Annotated in this window: 14 protein-coding genes, 1 tRNA gene and 2 pseudogenes; 12 read left to right on the forward strand and 5 right to left on the reverse strand. The window is 57.9% G+C overall.

Going from position 1 to position 19,238, the window contains the following annotated elements; all coding sequences use genetic code 11:
• The first annotated feature begins 76 nt into the window (after window positions 1–76).
• Window positions 77–607, forward strand: a complete 531-nt coding sequence (locus IPK32_05830) for a septal ring lytic transglycosylase RlpA family protein (GenBank protein MBK8091508.1) — start codon at window positions 77–79, stop codon at window positions 605–607.
• A gap of 10 nt (window positions 608–617) precedes the next feature.
• On the opposite strand, the gene IPK32_05835 is transcribed toward IPK32_05830, so the two are convergent.
• The 3 genes from IPK32_05835 to IPK32_05845 are packed head-to-tail and all read right to left on the reverse strand — an operon-like array spanning window position 618 to window position 4,747.
• Window positions 618–1,010: a rhodanese-like domain-containing protein gene (locus IPK32_05835; GenBank protein MBK8091509.1), complete on the reverse strand. Its 393-nt coding sequence runs from the start codon at window positions 1,008–1,010 to the stop codon at window positions 618–620.
• A gap of 14 nt (window positions 1,011–1,024) precedes the next feature.
• The gene (locus IPK32_05840) at window positions 1,025–1,759 is read right to left on the reverse strand and encodes a hypothetical protein (protein MBK8091510.1); all 735 of its coding nucleotides are present in this window, start codon (window positions 1,757–1,759) and stop codon (window positions 1,025–1,027) included.
• A gap of 60 nt (window positions 1,760–1,819) precedes the next feature.
• The gene (locus IPK32_05845) at window positions 1,820–4,747 is read right to left on the reverse strand and encodes an insulinase family protein (protein MBK8091511.1); all 2,928 of its coding nucleotides are present in this window, start codon (window positions 4,745–4,747) and stop codon (window positions 1,820–1,822) included.
• Window positions 4,748–5,031: 284 nt separating this feature from the next.
• On the opposite strand from IPK32_05845, the gene IPK32_05850 reads away from it, so the two are divergent.
• The 8 genes from IPK32_05850 (at window position 5,032) to IPK32_05885 (ending at window position 13,002) form a co-directional block, all read left to right on the forward strand.
• Complete coding sequence (locus tag IPK32_05850; GenBank protein MBK8091512.1) at window positions 5,032–6,426, forward strand: tyrosine-type recombinase/integrase; 1,395 nt, start codon at window positions 5,032–5,034, stop codon at window positions 6,424–6,426.
• A gap of 535 nt (window positions 6,427–6,961) precedes the next feature.
• Window positions 6,962–7,543 (forward strand): JAB domain-containing protein, encoded by a 582-nt coding sequence (locus tag IPK32_05855; GenBank protein MBK8091513.1) that lies wholly within the window; start codon window positions 6,962–6,964, stop codon window positions 7,541–7,543.
• A 93-nt stretch (window positions 7,544–7,636) separates the two neighbouring features.
• Entirely contained in the window at window positions 7,637–7,849 is a 213-nt protein-coding gene (locus IPK32_05860) for a helix-turn-helix domain-containing protein (GenBank protein ID MBK8091514.1), read from the forward strand.
• Between the two features lie 77 nt (window positions 7,850–7,926).
• A complete protein-coding gene (locus tag IPK32_05865) occupies window positions 7,927–8,142 on the forward strand; it encodes a hypothetical protein (GenBank protein MBK8091515.1) in 216 nt (71 codons plus the stop codon).
• Window positions 8,139–8,579, forward strand: a complete 441-nt coding sequence (locus IPK32_05870; protein ID MBK8091516.1) for a hypothetical protein — start codon at window positions 8,139–8,141, stop codon at window positions 8,577–8,579. Before IPK32_05865 ends, IPK32_05870 begins: the two co-directional genes overlap by 4 nt.
• Window positions 8,576–9,637: a hypothetical protein gene (locus IPK32_05875; protein ID MBK8091517.1), complete on the forward strand. Its 1,062-nt coding sequence runs from the start codon at window positions 8,576–8,578 to the stop codon at window positions 9,635–9,637. Before IPK32_05870 ends, IPK32_05875 begins: the two co-directional genes overlap by 4 nt.
• 14 nt (window positions 9,638–9,651) lie before the next feature.
• Window positions 9,652–11,202, forward strand: a complete 1,551-nt coding sequence (locus IPK32_05880) for a hypothetical protein (protein MBK8091518.1) — start codon at window positions 9,652–9,654, stop codon at window positions 11,200–11,202.
• A gap of 1,185 nt (window positions 11,203–12,387) precedes the next feature.
• On the forward strand, window positions 12,388–13,002 hold the full coding sequence (locus IPK32_05885; GenBank protein ID MBK8091519.1) for a recombinase family protein: 615 nt from the start codon (window positions 12,388–12,390) through the stop codon (window positions 13,000–13,002).
• 87 nt (window positions 13,003–13,089) lie between these two features.
• On the opposite strand, the gene IPK32_05890 is transcribed toward IPK32_05885, so the two are convergent.
• Window positions 13,090–13,162: transfer RNA gene (locus IPK32_05890), tRNA-Arg, on the reverse strand.
• A 92-nt stretch (window positions 13,163–13,254) separates the two neighbouring features.
• Here IPK32_05890 and IPK32_05895 point away from each other — a divergent pair.
• Both IPK32_05895 and IPK32_05900 read left to right on the forward strand, forming a co-directional pair.
• Entirely contained in the window at window positions 13,255–14,358 is a 1,104-nt protein-coding gene (locus IPK32_05895; protein ID MBK8091520.1) for a site-specific integrase, read from the forward strand.
• Between the two features lie 347 nt (window positions 14,359–14,705).
• On the forward strand, window positions 14,706–14,936 hold the full coding sequence (locus IPK32_05900) for a DUF2188 domain-containing protein (protein ID MBK8091521.1): 231 nt from the start codon (window positions 14,706–14,708) through the stop codon (window positions 14,934–14,936).
• 3 nt (window positions 14,937–14,939) lie between these two features.
• Here IPK32_05900 and IPK32_05905 read toward each other — a convergent pair.
• Window positions 14,940–15,867, reverse strand: a pseudogene (locus IPK32_05905) (tyrosine-type recombinase/integrase).
• 298 nt (window positions 15,868–16,165) lie between these two features.
• Here IPK32_05905 and IPK32_05910 point away from each other — a divergent pair.
• Window positions 16,166–19,238 (forward strand): annotated as a pseudogene (locus IPK32_05910) (DEAD/DEAH box helicase family protein).

Raw genomic sequence — 19,238 nt, forward strand, 5'->3', positions numbered from 1 at the left:
AAGGGCTAATGAACACCATGTGAAATCCAGTTTCACAAATCAGGAAGCAGGCGTTAGTTCGCGTAAGAAGACTCCCATGAAAAATGATCGTTCCATCCTCTTTGCCATCACGGCGGCGCTGCTGCTAGCGAGCTGCTCGCAGGCTTACAAGGAGCGTGGTTGGGCATCTTACATCGCAGATCAATATGCGGGGAAACGCACCACCTCTGGCGAGCCCTACAATCCCTACGGCTGGACAGCAGCCCATCATACGCTGCCTTTTGGCACCATGGTGAAGGTGAAGAACAACTTCAATGGCCGTGCGGTGAACCTCGTCGTCAATGACCGCTTCCCAAGCTACCCCGGACGCATCATCAATGTCTCCCGAGCTGCGGCAGAGTACCTAGGCATCGCACCTTCGCAGATGGCGGATGTCACCGTCAGTGCCAAGAAGCTGCCCGCAGGTGCTGCGCCGATGCCACAGGCCAGTTACAGCGCTCCACCAGCACCAGCGAGCTATGCCCCAGCCCCACCGCAGCAGCAGCAGCCAAATTTTAGCACTCCGCCTCCACCACCGATGATGCAGCCGCCGCCCATGATGCCACCGCCGCAACCTCCGGTGCACTGATTCCGACAGATCACGTATCCGGCTTCCACGACATGTAGCCGCGGTGGATGTGCTGGATGTTTTGAAAACCGAGCTCCTTCAGCTTCGCGGCGGCTTTGCGGCTACGAAAGCCACCTGCACAATAGACCAGGACGGGCTTCGCGCTGTCCAGCGCGGATACTTTACTCTCAAAGGCTGCATCTCCGATGGAGATGTTCACCGCTTTCGGCAGTGCACCGCCTGCGAACTCGCTGGCGGAACGTACATCGAGCACCTGAGTCTCTGGATGCTCGCGGAGCCAGACATTGGCTTCGATGGCGTTGATGTTTCTGCAACCATCCGTGAAGAGGCTCCGGTCCCAACTGCCTTCATAAAGGTACCATCCAGCGACGGCGACGATCAGGATGATGAAGGGCCAAAGCATACGACGCATGGAGCTTACTTTGCCGGAGTGATGATGAGCGTGACCTTGGTTTCCTCCGCAGGGATGTTGGCGGGCATGCTGATCCACAGGTCGTCACGGTGATTGCCTGCGGCGGGGGAATTGATGACGGCACCGGGATCGACATAGACGGAGATGAAATTCCCCGTGGCCTCCGCGACGAAGCCTCGCTCGTCGATCTGTGAGCCATTGAAGACCCATTCACTGAGATCAGGCGGGACGCGGCGCTTGTCGATGTCCTGGATGAAATCAGACAGCGGCACACGCTTCACGGCATCGCCCTCCTTCCACTCACAATGGATGGCGAGACGGTTCGCACGCGGGGTGGCGGGCACGGTGTCTTCCTTCCAGGGGCGTTCCTCCTGGGCGGGGAGTTTTTCCAGGATGCCCTGCGTGGCGGGTTGGTAATTGGCCAACAATAAGGCGAGTTGGAGGTGAATAGGCCGTGCAGTGGTCTGCAGGATGGTCTCGTGGACTTTTTCTCCCGCTTCATGGCAGAGAGCGTATTCGATGGGGAGTTTTTGGTGGAGGATGTTGCAGGGCACACGCAGCTCGCGGGTGGCCACGGTGATCTGGATGCCTCCGAGGTCAAAGACGCCGGGCGAGGTCTGCTTGATGAGCTTTTTGGCCTCTTCGATCTGTGCCTGGGCATCGACTTTCTGCTCGGGGGCAGTTTGTGCGAGCAAGGAGGTCAAACCGAGGGCGGCGAGGAAAAGAGGCAGGAGGCGCATGATGGAGCGAGACGGATGACTAGCGGGCTTTCTTGGCTTTTTTGATTTCGAGGGGCTTTTTCACTTCCTCGGCTGGAGCAGACTGCGCGGAGCTAGGAGGCGCGGCGGTGGTTTTTTCGGCTTTTTCGCTTTTTGGAGCCTCTTTGGCACCAGCGGCGTCAGGGGCAGCTTCACCCTTGGTATTTGGGATGATGTTGGCGGTGATGGCGCGGGCTTTGCCGAGGTATTTTTGGCCAGCGGGATGATGTCGGCCTTTTTGATGCCAGAGATGTCGCTGACGAAGCTGCGAGCCCAATCCAGGCGCTGTGGATGCTCCTGGGAGGCACGCAGGACGGTACTGGACCAGTAGCGATTATCGCGGCGAGTCTGCTCGATCTGCGCTGTCATGGGCTTGAGCGCACGCTCGAACTCATCATCACTGATTTCACCAGTAGCCAGATCATTGGCGATCTGGATGCTGAGCTTGGCGAGCTTTTCCACCTGCTCAGGCTTGCACTCGATCATCACTACGACGTGGCCGTAGCCGGTGAAAGTATCGCTGGCTAAGTGGTAGCAAGCGGGGCTGTAGGTATCTGCCAGCTCCTCACGGATTTTCACGCGGAGGCGATCATCGAGGATGGCCCCCAGGAGCATGAGGCGGCGGGTGCGCTGGATGTCGCTGAACATATCTGTCGTAGGCCAGTAGATGGTGGCGATGGCCTTCGGTATCTCCGTATCAAAGTGGAAGTCTTTGCTGTCTGCGGGTGCAGGCATGGTGATCTGGCGCTGCTTTTCATACGTGGGCTTTTTGTCCGAGCGCTTCGGCATGGTGCCGAAGGTCCATGCGACATCTTCGACGGCTTTTTCGAAGTCGGTGTCGCCGAGCACGGTGACCTCCATAAAGCCCTCGGTGAGCTCTGGCGTGAGCCAAGCGCGGACTTCCTCGAGATTCCGTGCAGTGAGCTCCTCCTTCGCTGGGAAGCCCCAGCGTGAGTCACCACCGTGCATGAATGCCATCACTTTGTCATTCATCACGCCTTCAGCGGTGTGCTGGAGCTGCGTGTAGAGCGGATCGATGCCCTTGGCGAACTGGCGATGCGCCTCCTCGCGATAACCAGGACGGATCAGGTAGGCAGCGAGGAGCTGGCACTGAGCACGCAGATCGGCAGGGGTGGTGCGGCCTGCGAGTAGGAAGGCCTCATCGCCGATGCTGAAATCCGCGCTCACGGTCTGCCCTGCAAAGATGCGGCGCAGCTCATCCACACTATGGCGCTCCAATCCACCGGCCTGGAAAGTCGATCCGGCATAGACCAGCAGCCCAGGCTTTGCCGCAGGCACGGTGAGCTTCCCACCGCCGAAATTCACCAGCACGCGTAGAGTGCCTTTTTCAAACTCCGTGTGCTTGAAGTTCAGTCGCACGCCATTTTCAAAGACGGCCTGCTGCACTTCGAGATCTTTGGCCTCTTTTTTGGAGACGATCTTTCCTGGGGGGCCAAAGTCCGTGTAGAAGAAGGCGATCTTCTCTTCTTTTGCAGGCGGAGTGACTTCCTTGGCGTGGCTTTCATTATAGACGGCGATGATTTGCTTCGCGGCATCGCCATCCAGCTTCAGATTCCCTCCGACGAAGACTTGGATGTCCTCGCCCTTCCACTCTGCTTTCAAGGCGGCATGGCAATCCTCTTTGCTCACGGTCTGGATCGTCTTGGCCACGCGGGCCAGATCGTCACGCGGATGTGTGATGACTCGACCAGCCGCGAGCTGGCTGACCATCACGCTGGCCAGATCACGTGACTTACGGCTTTCTGCCTGGTCAGCGCGGAGCTTTGCCCCCTGGAGAGTCTGCGCCTTGGCTTCATCAAATTCAGTGTCGGTAAAACCATGCTCGATAGCGCGGCGGATTTCTGTTTCGATGAGGGCGAGTGCGGCCTTCCAGTTCTTCGGGTCACATTGCGCCTGGATGCCGACGGTGCGGACAAAGTCGAACTGCTCGTAGCTATAACTCTCTGCGCCCATGATCGGTGCACCCTCCGCCTTCGCCAGCTTGGAGAGGCGCTGATTGATCATCGCATCGGCCAGATTGCTCACCAGCTTCTTGCGGCGATCTGCCGTGGTATCCGGCTCCTTCGCAGCGGGGACGAGGCGTTCGATAGAAAGAGTCAGCGCCTGCGCCTCCATCTCCGTGTGCATTGTGGCGATGAGGCCATGCCCACTGCTGATTTTGCCCAGGGATGGATCTTCCGCACGTTTGGCGGGTGCCTTGGCATCACCGAAGTGCTTCGCGATCTCTTTAGCCACCGCAGCAGCATCTGGGAAATCCCCCACCGCCACCAGTGTGGCACGATCTGGCGTGTACCACTTTTTGTAGAAGTCCACAAAGCGTTGCCGCCCCATCGTCTTCAGCGTTTGTTCGATGCCGATGGGCAGGCGCTTCGGCAGTAGCGAGTCTGGCAGCGCAAAGCGGTAGCCCGCCAGCATGGTGCGGTAGTCGATGCTATCCCGGCTGAGCTTTTCGCTGAGGATGATGCCGCGCTCTTTATTGATCTCCTCTTCACCCAGCAGCATGCCATCGAGATTGTCGCGGAAGAGCTTCAGGCCCTCATCGAGGTATTTGGTATCCACCTTGGGCAGCTCCAGCATGTACACCGTCTCTTTGAAGGAAGTGTGCGCATTCGTATCCGCACCGACTCCCATGCCCAGGCGCTGGAAGAAGTCCACCATCTCGCCGCCCTTGAAGTGCTTCGAGCCATTGAAGGCCATGTGCTCCAAAAAGTGCGCCATGCCCTGCTGGTCATCCTCTTCCATGAGAGAGCCCACATCCATGTAGATGCGCAGGCTAGCGCGGCCCGGAGGCTCCGCATTCGGCAGCACGAGGTAGCGCAGACCATTTTCCAGCGTGCCAAAAGTGATCTTGGCATCCGGTTTCAAATCAGAGCCCTCATGCGGCCAAGTAGCAGCCAGGAGCGCGTGTGTCAGGAGCAGGGAGGTGGCAAAAAGCGTGCGGAACATCATAAGCACCCAGATTCAAGCCGGGAAACCCTCATTCGGAAAATGGAATTCCGCGAAATCACGCGGGCTGTCTGATGGTACAGCCAACCGAAGCGCACCCGGCAGGGATCGAACCTGCGACCGACGGATTAGAAAAGCGAAATTGGACGATTGCGCCTGATAGGGGCTGATTGCCCCTGAGATGGCCCACGTTCGCAAGTCTGAAAAACAATAATCCAGCACCCGCTTTGACACGCTCAGTCCATATCAGGCATGAACATCTAAACCGTTTCAATTTCGTCCAAAAAATGACCACCGATAAAAACAACGGATTTCCCGCACAAGTCAGGTATGCAAAGTCGGATGCACGCTACTGGCGGACTCGCATTTATCGCAACTCCTACACCTACAAAGGCCAGCTCCGCGAGAGTCTTCACTGGTGCATGAAGATCGAGCACGCGGGACGGCGGGAGACGCTGAACCTACGCACGGGGAATCAGGCGGCAGCGGCGCAGAAGGCAGCGGACATCTACCGCACCCTTATGAGCCTGGGATGGGATGCCGTTTTGGAGAAGTGCAAACCAAAGCCTGTCCAGGCTCCGAAGGCGGCCACTGTGGGCGAGTTCATCACGGCGGCCTTTGCTGTCTCCACGGCGCGGCCTGTGACGCTCTGGGAATATGCCGGGGCTCTACGGCAGATTGTGGCCGATGTGGCAGGCGTGAGGCGTGATGATCGCACCAAATGGGGAGGCCGCAGTGGCGGTGCAAAGGCTTGGCGTGACAAGGTGGACGTGCTGCCGCTTTCCTGCCTCACGCCGGATGCGGTGCATGCATGGAGACTCGCCACGCTGAAAAAGGTAGGTGCAAACATGGCTGCGCAGCGGGCCGCGAAGGTGACGATCAATAGCGTGATCCGTAAGGCGGCCTGCCTCTTTGCCCGGAAAGTGCTCCGCCATCTTGACCGCGCTTTGATCCTCCCGGCCAATCCCTTTTCAGAGGTGGAGTTTTTCGAGCGGCAGAGTATGCGCTATGAATCGAAAATCGACACGGGCGCATTGATCGCAGCGGCGCGTGAGGAGCTGGGGGGCGATGCTACGAAACTGGAGCTGTGGAAAGCTTTTGTGCTGCTGATGTTCGCGGGCCTGCGCAGGAATGAAGTGGATAAGCTGCGCTGGGCATCGGTGGACTTCGCCGCTGGTGTGCTGCGGATTGAGGAGCACGAGCACTTTTCGCCGAAGTGCGAGACGAGCAAAGGAGCCGTAGAGTTGGATGCGGAAGTGATCGCCATGATGCGCGGATGGCGTGCGAAGGAACCCGGCCTGTATGTGCTGCGCTCCCGTGTGGCCCCGTTGACGGATGCGAACCAGCGCCATTACCGTGCAAACCGCACCTTCGCTGCGCTTACCCGCTGGCTTCGTGAGCATGGCGTCACGGCTGACAAGGCGCTGCATGAGCTGCGGAAAGAGGCTGGTTCCGTGGTAGCGGATAAGCACGGTATCTTTGCGGCCTCGCGCTTCCTTCGTCACTCAGACATCAAGCTGACGAGTGCTCACTACGTCGATAAAAAAAGCCGCGTCACAGTGGGCTTGGGCGGCCTGCTCACGCTTTCGCCGGCGAATGATGAGCCAGCATCGAACATCACTCCTTTTCCCGCGCCGGTGCATCTGGCCAGATCACACGAACCCGAACGCAAAACCGCATGAGAACAACTCAATATGTATTCCCGGATTGGATGGTGGCAGAGCACGAGGCTGCGCATGCAGTGATGCGTTGGATTCGCATGTTTCATCTTCCGGCAACCAGTGTGATGCTCACAGAAACGGGCGGGCTTTGCGAAGGCACCGGGAGACCTGCAAACCCCGACGATGCACTGTTAGTTCTTCTGGCTGGACCCGCTTGGGAGGTGGAGCGTGGTTATCTACCTGACGACGGTTGTGTCACATGGGAAGCGGAGAATTATGACGATTTGGACAGTGCCCTAAAGATTCTAGAGCGTTGCCCGCGCCTACGCCTCCGAATGAAGGATGACGGCGATATGGTTTGCGATGATGCCATGACCTCGCTTCAGAGGTGGTTGCTGGAAGCGAGGCAGTTATTGCTTCCTCATCGTGAGGTTATCGAGCGGATTGGGTTTCGACTTGAGGGATGGCGCGTTCTATCAGCTCGCTCTGTCGGGAGCATGTTGCGAGAACACAATAAACGGATGGCCGGATCACACGAACCCGAACGCAAAACCGCATGAAATCGAAAACCATTAAACTGTCCGGCCTGGGGTGCTTTCGTGTGGAGAAAGTAGCGGAGGCTCCATTTCTGCTACCACAAACATCGCGCTGCCTTGAGCGTTATTGGCGCAAAGTGATAGCTCCGAGTCCTTTCATCCACTCGGACAAGGAAAACATGGTTGTAGTGGCCTTTAACCGCCGGATGAAAGCGATTGGCTGGCATCTTGTCTCCATCGGCGACGTGTGCGGTGTGTATTGCGGTGCTCGTGAAGTCATGCGCCCGTTGATTCTTTGCGCCGCTTCTTCGTTCGTGCTGATGCACAATCACCCGAGTGGCGATCCGTCGCCAAGTCAGCCTGATAGAGAGGTGACGAAAAACATGCGTAGCGTGGCAAAGATTATGGGGATAGGCTTCATGGATCACATTATTCTAGGTGATGGTTCCAGGCGCTATTTCTCCTTTCATGATCATGGCTTGATGGATGTTGACGAGCTTGCTGGAAAGCCACTGCCGCGACCAGCGGTGCCTTGGGCTGTCGAGGTTCGTGGTGTTGGAAAAATCCTGATGAATCCTACTTTTATCGCAACGTCGGAGTGAGCTGGCTACCGTCCTGGCTGGAAGGGGTGACGTTACCCTGATAACCGTAGCGTTATCAGGAGCACGTTTGACACGGCGGGGCTGGTGTAGCCCATGAATCCGCATACACCACCCCCACCATCTGAAACCGTCGCTGAAACCCGCTCGCTAACCTATCAGCAAGCCTCCGCCCGTTTGGGCATCTCTACAATGACGCTCCGCCGATGGCGTGCGGAGGGCCGTTTTAAAGTGCGGGTTTTCTCTCCTACCCTTATTCGCATTCCGCTTGAGGAGATCGAGCGCATGGAAAGTGAGGCGCTGGTATGAGTGCGGAGTCGCCATTGCTTCCCGGTGAGCCTCCACCGGTAAAGGCATTCGAGGCGTTCAAGTTATCCCGCCCGGATGTGAAGCCCGCGCTTATCAAGGCGGCCCGCGCCATCAAGGCCGCGTTCCTTGTCGAGTGCGACATTCACACGGCCTATGGCCTCGCTGCGGAACTCTACGGCCTAAAGTGCTGCCGCTCTTGGCTTCCCGCCTTTGCCCGCGAGATCGAGGCCGAAACAGAGCTGCGGTTTAGCACACGTCCCAGCGCCTTTGATGGAATGGAGGCGCTGCTGTGAGTGCGACCCTTGCCGACATCCTACAAGATGCCCGTGCCTTCGCTGCCGCGTGTGAGGAGCTGGCAGAGCATCTGGAGGCTACGGCGACCCGGATCAAAGCGCCTGGCTTGGAATCGCAGGAAATGGCCTTTCTGCGTGTCTTGCCGCTGATGTGCGCCTTTGCCTCCCCGGAGGCGATGGCGGCCTTTGCGGCGCATCTGCGGGGCCTTGCGGCCCGGCTAGATGCCTTGCCCGCCTCTGCCGATGACCTGGCTAAGGTGATGACCGCGCCCGCTGCCGAGTTTGAGGCATTCGAGGCGCTGCTTTTCAATGATCGCCACATGGCGATCATTCCGGGGGAGGAACGCAGACGCCTGCACTCTGGTGGCAACCAGAAAAAAGAGACTCCCCCTACCGGAAATCCGGGAGGGGTGGACCAAAAGGAGGGCGCAGCATGACACGGCTCGAACTCGCCAAGCAACGGCTGACGATTCCAGACCTCGCCGCGCTGCGAGGCTGGCAATGGGAGCCGGGGCGTTCGTGCCGTGTGCCGTATCGGGCTGATAAATCGCCCTCTGGCAGTGTGTATGCGGATGGCCTCTTGATGTTCGACCATGCCACCGGCGAGACGCTGGATGCACCGGCCATCCTCGCGAAGGTGGAAGGGCTTTCACCTCAAGACGCCTGCCGCCTGTTTATCGAGCTGGCACGCATCCGCCCCGAGGAATGCGACGACGACCGCCACCGCGCCCGCATGCCTGCGCAGCGACCTCCAGAGACTCTACCGCCTTTGTCAGCCAAGCCGGAGCTTCCCGCGCTGCATGCGCCGCGTGACGGGCATCTGAGAGCGATTGCGCGGATTCGCGGCCTTGACCTGGCTGCGCTGGAAATGGCCGTTTCCCGTGGCCTGCTGTGGGTGTGCCAGTGGCACGGCTTGGCTTGCTGGGCTGTGACGGATGTGGCCCGCTGGCTGTGCCAAGTGCGCAGGCTGGATGGAAAACCCTTCACGCGGCAAGACGGCTCCACGTTCAAGGCATGGACGCTGCCAAAGTGCTGCGCTCGCTGGCCGCTGGGCATCGGTGAAGCTGTGGAGCTTTCGGCGGGTGGCTCCGGATATCCAGAGCCACCCCAGCTCATCGCCATCTGCGAGGGCGGGCCGGATATGCTCGCCGTGCTGCACCTGGCTCATGCGCTGGGCTGTGCGGATCGTGTCGCGCCGGTGGCGATGCTGGGGGCCTCCACGCGGATCGTGGCGGATGCACTGCCGCTCTTTGCGGGGAAGCGTGTGCGTATCTTTCCCCATGCAGACGCCGCGCATGAAGACGGCAAAGCGCCCGGCCTTGAAGCCGCCGCCCGCTGGCAGGATCAACTGACCGCCGCCGGGGCTGATGTGGATGTTTTCGACCTGGCAGGCATCCCCGGAGCGGATGGCGTGCTGTGCAAAGACCTGAACGACCTCGCCCGCGTGCCGGTGGCGTCACTGGATGACGATGTGGCCGCGCTGTTTGAACCTTGAACCCTTTCCCGCCTGTGAGTGACACCAAAAAAACCGCGCCCGCCGATGATGGCGGCGACTACATCACCGATGCACCGCCCCCGCCTGCACCGCTGAAGAAACCGCGCTCCCGAGTAGGCCGCGTGGTGAAGACCGCGAAGAATCAGCCCGCCCGTTTCGAGGATAAGGCCGCGCCTGGTGCTCCGCCTCGTAAGCGTCCCGCCAGTACCAAGCCTGGCACGCCAGCCGCGCCCGCTGCTGCACCTGCACCGCCGCCCTTCGATCCAGCACCCATCGTGGAGCAAGTAGGGCTCTATTGGCTGAACGGAAAAAGCTATTGGTGTCCATCTCCATCAAGTGTCTGGCTGGAATACACCGAAGCCCACGCCGGAAAGGAATTGCGTGCCTGTGGAGTCTCCGCACAGCGGCCCGAAGGCGGAGGGCTGTCACAAGTGGAGCTGGCCTTGCGTCACGTCCGGCAAGCCCGCGTGCTCGATCTGGTGATGAATCTCGCTGGCCTCGCCGCCGGTGTGCATGATCTGGATGGCCGCCGCATTCTGGCGCGTGAATCGCCGCGCCTCATCACGCCCGTTGCCGGTGATTTCCCCGTGATCGAGGCCATGCTCTACGGCCTGCTTGGAAAGGAGCAAACACCGCGCTTCGTGGCCTGGCTCAAGAACGGCCTGGAATGCCTCGCCTCCGGCATCCCGCGCCCCGGCCTCGTGCTCATCATTGTGGGACCGGCGGGCGCTGGGAAATCGCTGCTACAGCATCACATCATCACGCCGCTACTCGGCAGCAGGCATGCAAACCCTTCCGGCTTCATGTTTGAAAAGAGCGACTTCAATTCGGAGCTTTTCGGCTGTGAGCATCTGCTGATGGAAGACCCCGCCACCTCGACTCGCACAGAGGCCCGACAGTTCTTTGGCGAGCGATTGAAGGCCATCGCCGCGAATGTGACGCACCGTTGCCACCCGAAGGGACGCGAGGCTATCACGCTTCGCCCGTTCTGGCGCTTGAGTTTGAGCCTGAACGATGACCCGGACAAGCTGCGCATCCTGCCGAATCTGAACGCGCCAGACCTCGCGGACAAGGTTCTACTGCTTCGCATGCTGAAAGCCGTCCTGCCCATGCCCACGGCCACGAATGAGCAAAAGGACGCATTTGCCGCCGCCATCGTGGCGGAGCTTCCCGCCTTCGCCGCTTATCTGCTGAATGTGCAAGTGGCCGCGAAGCACTTCGATACTCGTTTCGGCTGTCGCGCCTGGCTGAACCCTGAGATTGCCGCCATGCTCTACGATGATTCACCGGCGGGCCGCTTGCTGGAGCTGATCAACCTCGCCGTTTTTGATGACGACGAATCGAAGGGCAAGGCATGGGAAGGCGGTGCTGATGAGTTGGAAGAGGTTCTTGTTTCGCCCGCCTCGCCGATTGAGCGAGAGGCCGTGCGGTTCTGCAATCACAACAACGTTGCCCGCTTGCTCGCCCGCCTGGCAGAGGACATGCCGGAGCGTGTGACGAAGCATCGCACCATGCACCGCCGCCTGTGGAAGATCACGCCGCCGCCGGTGGAGACTGTGGAGTAGTATCCAACTGTCCTTTGCAGCGCCTCCAATTTGAAGGCGAGCCATGCTCAGGCCGTATCACTCAGAGTGATACCGCTCCCTTGGCTTGCCTCCCGTTTCCGTGGGCCGCCGTGCTGAATGATCGCCACGTGGCGGTCATTCAAGCCTTGGCTTGCCTCCCGTTTCCGTGGGCCGCCGTGCGGTGTCTCCGGAAATCCAGAGACACCCAACCCTTGGCTTGCCTCCCGTTTCCGTGGGCCGCCGTGCCTTTTGTTTCCCTTCGCGCTTCCCCTCATTTGCCACACTCGCCGGGGTGTCAGGACGGTAGCGGCCTTGATCTGAACGGGCTTGGAAGGAATGACGGCAGTGACATCATGGGTGGAAAGGTGGTGTCATGCTGGAAGCCTTGTATTTCCTTGGCTGTAGGACGGCATGACGCATATGACGCTTCTTTTTCATTTCATGGGAAAATAGTGTCACTGCTTTTACCCCACCCCACCGGGATAAGAAATCTCTTGCCCCTCCCTGACACCTGGAACGGGCAACCCGTCCCTTTACCTCTGCCTGGGATGTGGAGGGAAAAACTTTTTGTCCCCGGTTTTGTCCCCTGCCTACTGCACCGCCGGGAGATTGAGCGGGGCCGCCGCGCCCGGCTGGCCTGCCGCCTTGCTCACTTTACCAGCTTGCCAGACAGCGGCCCAGAGTGGCCGCGTGGGGAAACGGGGCGGCTTCACGCCCGGCATTCTCGCCCTGGCTCTTTTGTCGGCCTGCCACCAGCGGCGCAAGGCGGGCCGCTGTGGGAAGCCGGGGTTTTGACCTGGCTGCGGGCTGTGTCGCCGACTTCATGCGTTGCCGCGTTTTTCGGGCAAGACATCAAAACAAGCGTCATATGCGTCATGCCCGTCATTTGCTGGGCTTTCCCCTGGTGAAGCCCGGCGGCAGGCATGACGGCTCTGGGCCGGGATGTGTCATGGGTGCTTGATGATGTGTCACGCCTGCCCCGGTGCCTCGATCTGCGGGCTGGGTGCTGAATCGGGGCCGGGAGTGTATTCGGGAAATCGTTTGGCCGAAAAACGCCGGTTTTGCCCACGAAGGGAGGCCGCCGGATGCCTCGAAATGGTGTATCCATAAAATCATTTGATTATTTGAATACACTCAGCACTGTGGAACACATGAAGCCCGCCGCCGCTCCCGTCCCCCGTCGCCATCCTCGTTCGCGTCTCCACCGCCAAACAGGAAACCACCCGCCAAGTCTCCGAACTCCGCGCCCTGGCTGACTCGAAGGGCTGGCAGGTTGTGGCCGTGTGCGAGGAAGAAGGCGTTTCAGGCCGGGCCGATGAAAGCGAACGTCACGGCCTGCATGCAGTCGAGGAACTGGCCCGCGCCGGGAAGATCAAGAAAGTGCTGGTGCATGAAGTGTCCCGCCTTGCCCGCCGTAACTCCATCGTTCACCGTTTTGTCGAGACGCTGGAAGAGCTGAACGTGTCCCTTTACTGGCATAGTCAGGCCGTGGAAACCCTTCTGCCATCTGGCAAGCGTAACCCTGCTGCTTCGGTGATGCTGGCCTTACTCGCTGAGATGGCCCGCAGTGAGACGGAAACACTCCGCGAGCGTATCAATAGTGGACTCGCGGAGGCCCGCCGAAAGGGCGTAAAGCTGGGCAGGCCATCCGGCACAATCCTTTCCAGTGACGATCTGCTCACGAAGCACCGCGACGTGGTGAAGGCACTAAAAGCAGGCCAGAGCGTGCGCAATGCCGCCAAGATCACCGGTAAAGGCCCATCCACCGTCCAGCGAGTGAAAGCCGCTCTGGCCGCCTGAAAGTGTCCAAGAGGTGTCCAAATGGGGGCCAAATGAAGATTTTTTTCAGAGGGCCGAAAATCGCTGGAACCCTTGATTTTACAAGGGCGCACCCGGCAGGGATCGAACCTGCGACCGACGGATTAGAAATCCGCTGCTCTATCCACTGAGCTACGGGCGCTTTTACTTGGGAATCACGACGGCAAGCGATGCTTTTCCTTGCGTTTTATACACTGCTGTTATACACTCACGGACAACAACCCTCCGCAGGCCGTGAGCACAGCCCCGAAAACTTGGTTCCCCACAAAGTATCAGCATCTCTACCGTCATAAATCAGGCACCTACTATGCCCGGATTTTGATTGGCGGCAAGAAAACGTGGCGCAGCCTCAAAACTGCCGTTCTCAGTGTTGCCAAAGAGGAGTGGGACAAGCTCATTGAAGACGCAGCCAACCAGAAGGAAGTCAGCCAAGAAGGCATTGTCGCCGAGCGGATGACCGGAGCGCAGGCCATCGAGATTCGGAAGCGTCAGCTTGAAAATGACGCCTCCATCAAGAAGAACACCCGCCGTTACTGGAATGAAATCATTGCCTCACTGGAGCGCACCTGGCCCGAATTCGTGACGGCGGAACTTCGCCGCGTTACCGAGGAGCATTGCCAACGCTGGGCCGGAAAACACAAGGAGGCGATGTCGCCAACCCGCTTCAACAATTCTCTGAGCCTCATCCGCCACTTGTTCGAGATTGCAATCAAGCGAGGTGCTCGCCGCACCAATCCTGCAAACTCTCTGAAACGTGCGAAGGTGCGGACGAAAGACCTTTCAAGCCGTTTACCAGCACGCCAGAAATTTGCGGAATGGGTCAAGGAGATGCGACGGCCAAATGCGCGCTTCTCTGGCCCATGTGCTGACTTCGTTGAATTCCTCGCTTACAGCGGTGTCAGGAAAGGGGAGGCTGAGTGGATTCAATGGAAGGACTGTGACTTCGCTCGTGGCGAAATTTTGGTGAGGGGTGAACCCGAAGAAGGAACCAAAAACAGCGAATTCAGGCGAATCCCGATGATTTCTGCTTGCCGTGAACTTTTGATGCGCCTGAAAGCCAAGCGCCCCAATGTCCAGCCGACCGACGGAGTGATGAGGGTGCAGGAAGCCCAAAAAGCTATGGATCGCGCCGCTAGTGTTGTCGGAATGGAGCGCATTACTCACCACGACCTTCGCCACCTTTTCGCGACGGTTTGCATCGAGTCAGGCGTTGATATACCGACTGTCGCGAAGTGGCTTGGTCACAAGGACGGGGGAGCGCTTGCGATGAAGGTTTACGGCCACTTGCGGAACGAACACTCTCTTGCTGCGGCAACCCGCGTGTCTTTCGCTGCTTGATGGCTTCTGCCCAATTCTTGGCACTAGGGGAGGGCTTGTTGCCGTTCGTGCTCTGTGTAACTGCCTTGCTCTTTTTGACTTTCGCACCAGCTCCGACGTAGCGCCCCGCCTCTTTGAGAAGGCGGTCCACCTCGCTCTTGGGGATGAGCGTCCGTCCCAAATCCGTCACTGCCTGCACCTTCCCAGCGTAGAGCTGCCGATACGCCCAAGTGCGCTCCTTGCCAAAGACGGAGGCGAATTCAGAGGGCGTGTAGGTCACTTTTTCCATGTTGTCAGAAGTCTATCAGCAGTGTGAAATCTCGCAGCAAATTGCTTGAATTGCATCACGCCATCCTTAACATGTTCGCATGAACAGAAAAATCTACCATGTAACAAAAGGGCAAGATGGAGAGTGGAAGGGTAAAGCCGTGGGTGCGGCACGAGCCTCCGTCTCTGGTGATCGGAAAGAAGATGTAGTTCGCAGAACTGCTGAAATCGCAAAGGCTCAACCTTTGGGCCAAGTTGTGATCCACAAGGAGAACGGTGTCATCCAGAGCGAGCGCACTTATGGAGACGATCCCGGCAGATACAAGAGCTAGGAATTAGTAGCTCACTTTGAAAGTGGGTGAGTCTTCCGGCTTCGTTTTGCGCCTGTCATAGAGCCGTGTCGTCGAAATGCTGGCGTGTCCCAACCACTCCTGAACTTTGGCAATGTCAGCCTGATGGTCGAGGGCATTCGTCGCAGCCGTGGCCCGCAGCCCGTGAACACAAACTGCCTTTGGTTCAAGACCGAGTTGCCTTGCGTATTTTTTCACCACATCTTTGTAGATGCCGTGCCCCGTCAGTGCGTTCTCAAGACTGCCAGCAGGATTCTTCACTGGTCGAAAAAGCGCGTGTGTGCCGTCATCGCCATGACCAGACCGCTCCAAATACTCACTGATGAGTTGCGAGCTGTGAGGATGCACCGGTATGAACCGAATCTTGCCTCCCTTCCCATGCACGCGAAAATGAATCACCCCCCGACGTGATTGCACATCACCCACGGTCAAAGAACAGACTTCGGCGCGGCGAAGTCCATGAAAGAGCAGAATGGAGAGAATTGCACGATCTCGAATCCCTTTGAGCGTATCCGAAGGGGGAGCCTCCAAAATCGCTTTTGCTTGTTCGTCGCCAAGCGCAGGAGACTTGCCTTCGTTCGCTCCCAGATTCAGGGCGCTTCACTCCATCGGCCGGGTTGAAGGCAACCGCGTTGCGCTCGCACAGGTAATCAAACAAAGACGCCACGGCTGAAAGTTTGCGCCGCACCGTTGCCGCCTCCAAAGCCCGATTCTCAAGCTGCCGCCTCCACGCAATGAGATGTGATCGCTTCACGAGGCGAAATTCTTCCGCCTGTCGAATGCCGGCGAACGCCATGAACTCATGCACATCGTTCCGGTATGCTCGCCGAGTGTTCTCGTTTTCAATGTTCGCAAACCATTCGACTTCGGGTGGCACATCTGCCAGTGCTTGAAACTCCGCTGCCGTCAGCATCCGACTTTCGGAACCCACGACCAAACCACTTGAACCATCCTTCACATAAACCCCTCTGTATCAGCGCATTGTAGTAGTGATAAAATACATTATCAATACTTATGGGGGACGGTTGTTGCAGATGCACCGCAAATCCGTTCGAGTGGCGTTTTTACATCACTTGGCAGCCAAAATGACTATAAACTATATACTTGTGTCCGATTCTTTGTAAAACGAAGGAACGTCTTGTCGATGCGGCGAAACCGAAAACGCTCTTTGGCATTTGGAACAACAGCAGGCACGATACCAGGAATTGAACATGTCCAACCCGTTTTTCGAGCACCCAATCCTCAATTCCCCATACGAACGCCCGCAGCAGCACTGGGAGCTGGACGATTCCGGGCAGCCGACGCAAAAAATCATCGCGAACCGAAGACGAGCGGAGTTCATCACGCCGATTCCCAAACCGAAGAAGCGCAAGCGCACTGCCCAGCAAGAGATCGTCTTCGACGAGGGGAAAGGACTCTCCACCAAGCAGCAGCAATACGACGCTACATCCATCATCAACCAAGTCCGAAACCATGTGGACTCGTGGCGGCTGTTGCCCGAGCCAAGTCAATGGCAGGTAACGCCGGAAACCGCCCGGCTACTTCAACACTGGCGTCATCACAATTTCAGCGGCGTGCGCCCATTTTTCTGCCAAGTCGAGGCTGTCGAAGTTGCAATCTGGCTGACTGAGGTGGCTCCCCATTCCAAGAGCGGCAAGGCAATCCTCGACCATCTCGCCGCAGCGAACAAAGATGCGAACCCTGAGCTGATGCGCTTTGCTCTCAAACTCGCCACTGGTGCAGGAAAAACGACTGTGATGGCGATGCTCATCGCATGGCAGACCATCAACGCGGCGCGGCGACCGACGAGCAAGAATTTCACGCGGGGATTTCTAGTTTGCGCCCCAGGCTTGACCATCAAAGACCGTTTGCGTGTGCTCCAGCCGAATGATCCTGACAGCTACTACGCAAGCCGTGAACTCGTTCCGGGCGACATGCTTGACGATGTGAATCGCGCGAAAATCGTCATCACAAATTATCACGCATTCAAGCTCCGCGAGCGCATCGAGCTTTCAGCAGGAGGACGTTCTCTGCTCAAAGGCAAGAACGGCGAAGACCTCAATACAGTCGAAACCGAAGGCCAGATGATTCAGCGTGTGATGCCTGACTTGATGGGGCTGAAAAACATTATCGTCTTGGAACGACGAAGCCCATCACTGCTACCGCGAGAAGCCCAAGGACGAAGACGATGAAGACCTAAAAGGTGAGGAGAAAAAGGAAGCGGAAAAGAACAGCGAAGCTGCACGGCTTTGGATCTCCGGCCTTGAAGCTGTGAATCGGAAACTCGGCATTTCCCGCGTGATGGATTTGTCTGCTACTCCGTTTTTCCTCAGTGGTTCCGGCTACGCAGAGGGCACTTTGTTTCCCTGGACGATGAGTGACTTTTCGCTCATGGATGCCATTGAATGCGGCATCGTGAAGCTGCCCCGCGTTCCTGTCGCCGAGAACATACCAGGCGATGAAATGCCAATGTCCCGCAATCTCTGGGAAAACATTCGGAAGGACATGCCGAAAAAAGGGCGTGGCACGTCCGGAGGACTTGGACCCTCTCAAACTTCCCGACTCGACTCCAAACAGCCCTTCAAGCTCTCTACGGCCATTACGAGAAGACATTCAAGCTTTTGGCAGGACAACGGCATTCGCGTTCCACCATGCTTCATCATCGTCTGTCAGAACACGGCGATTTCAAAGTTGGTTTACGATTTTATTAGCGGCTTCCATCGCACGAACGAAGACGGCACTACAACCCTCGAAAACGGACGGCTGGCTCTCTTCCGCAATTTCGATGAGACGACCGGCAATCCCCTCCCGCGTCCGAATACATTGCTCATCGACAGCGAACAGCTTGAAGCAGGCGATGCTCTCGACGCCAATTTCCGCAGCATGGCAGAGGATGAGATTGACCGTTTTCGCCGCGAGATTACCGAGCGCACAGGAGACCAACGCAAAGCAGACAGCATTACCGACCAAGAGTTGCTTCGTGAAGTGATGAACACCGTTGGCAAACACGGCCAACTTGGCGGTTCCATTCGCTGCGTTGTCTCCGTGTCCATGCTCACCGAAGGTTGGGATGCGAACACCGTCACTCACGTTCTTGGCATCCGTGCGTTTGGCACGCAGCTTCTCTGCGAACAGGTCATCGGGCGAGCCTTGCGCCGCCAGTCCTACGACCTCAATGAAGAAGGTCTTTTCAATGTTGAATACGCCGATGTCTTCGGCATTCCATTCGACTTCACTGCGAAGCCTGTCATCTCCACTCCACAGCCGCCGCGCGAAACCATTCAGGTTAAGGCCGTCCGTCCTGAACGTGATGCGCTCGAAATCCGTTTCCCTCGCGTGGAAGGCTATCGCGTGGAACTGCCAGAGGAACGCTTGACCGCTGAATTTACCGACGACTCGATTCTTGAACTCAGCCCCGACATTGTCGGTCCGTCCGTCACGCGGAATTCCGGCATCATCGGCGAAGGTGTTGACCTCGGCCTGAAACATCTTGGCGACATGCGCCCTTCGACATTGCTCTTCCATGTCACGCAGCGCTTGCTTTACACAAAATGGCGCGACCCAGGAGAGGAACCGAAGCTTCATCTCTTTGGACAGCTCAAGCGCATCGCAAAGCAATGGCTAGACACCTGCCTTGTGTGCAAAGGCGAAACCTATCCGGCTTTGCTCATGTATCAGGAATTGGCGGATATGGCGTGCAATCGCATCACGGCAGGAATCACACGCGCTTTCGTTGGTGAGCGCCCAATCAAAGCCTTGCTTGACCCATACAACCCAGAAGGCTCCACGAGGCATGTCCGGTTCAACACATCGAAGCCGGACCGCTGGGAAACCAGCTCTTCACACTGCCATATCAACTGGATTGTTCTGGATAGTGATTGGGAAGGCGAATTCTGCCGAGTTGCGGAGGCGCACGCAAAAGTGCGGGCCTATGTGAAGAATCACAACCTCGGCCTTGAGGTGCCCTATCGCTACGGTTCCACAACACGGAAGTATCTGCCCGACTTCATCGTGCTGATTGATGATGGTCATGGTCCCGACGACCTCTTGCGTCTCATCGTTGAAATCAAAGGCTACCGGCGTGAGGATGCAAAGGAGAAAAAGAGCACGATGGAAACCTATTGGATTCCGGGCGTGAACCACCTCAAAACTTTCGGGCGTTGGGCATTCGCCGAGTTCACGGAAGTTTACCAAATCGAGTCCGACTTTGCTGCCAAAGTCGCGAGCAACTTTAACAAGATGATCGAGTCCGCCACAACCGCGACTACGACCAAGGAAAACTAG

The sequence above is a fragment of the Verrucomicrobiaceae bacterium genome, from assembly GCA_016713035.1.
Lineage (GTDB): Bacteria > Verrucomicrobiota > Verrucomicrobiia > Verrucomicrobiales > Verrucomicrobiaceae > Prosthecobacter.

Excerpts from the sequence above, each read along its gene's own strand:
- IPK32_05830 (MBK8091508.1), top strand. The coding sequence starts at position 77 with ATGAAAAATGATCGTTCCATCCTCTTTGCCATCACGGCGGCGCTGCTG.
- IPK32_05835 (MBK8091509.1), bottom strand. The coding sequence starts at position 1,010 with ATGCTTTGGCCCTTCATCATCCTGATCGTCGCCGTCGCTGGATGGTAC.
- IPK32_05840 (MBK8091510.1), bottom strand. The coding sequence starts at position 1,759 with ATGCGCCTCCTGCCTCTTTTCCTCGCCGCCCTCGGTTTGACCTCCTTG.
- IPK32_05845 (MBK8091511.1), bottom strand. The coding sequence starts at position 4,747 with ATGATGTTCCGCACGCTTTTTGCCACCTCCCTGCTCCTGACACACGCG.
- IPK32_05850 (MBK8091512.1), top strand. The coding sequence starts at position 5,032 with ATGACCACCGATAAAAACAACGGATTTCCCGCACAAGTCAGGTATGCA.
- IPK32_05855 (MBK8091513.1), top strand. The coding sequence starts at position 6,962 with ATGAAATCGAAAACCATTAAACTGTCCGGCCTGGGGTGCTTTCGTGTG.
- IPK32_05860 (MBK8091514.1), top strand. The coding sequence starts at position 7,637 with ATGAATCCGCATACACCACCCCCACCATCTGAAACCGTCGCTGAAACC.
- IPK32_05875 (MBK8091517.1), top strand. The coding sequence starts at position 8,576 with ATGACACGGCTCGAACTCGCCAAGCAACGGCTGACGATTCCAGACCTC.
- IPK32_05900 (MBK8091521.1), top strand. The coding sequence starts at position 14,706 with ATGAACAGAAAAATCTACCATGTAACAAAAGGGCAAGATGGAGAGTGG.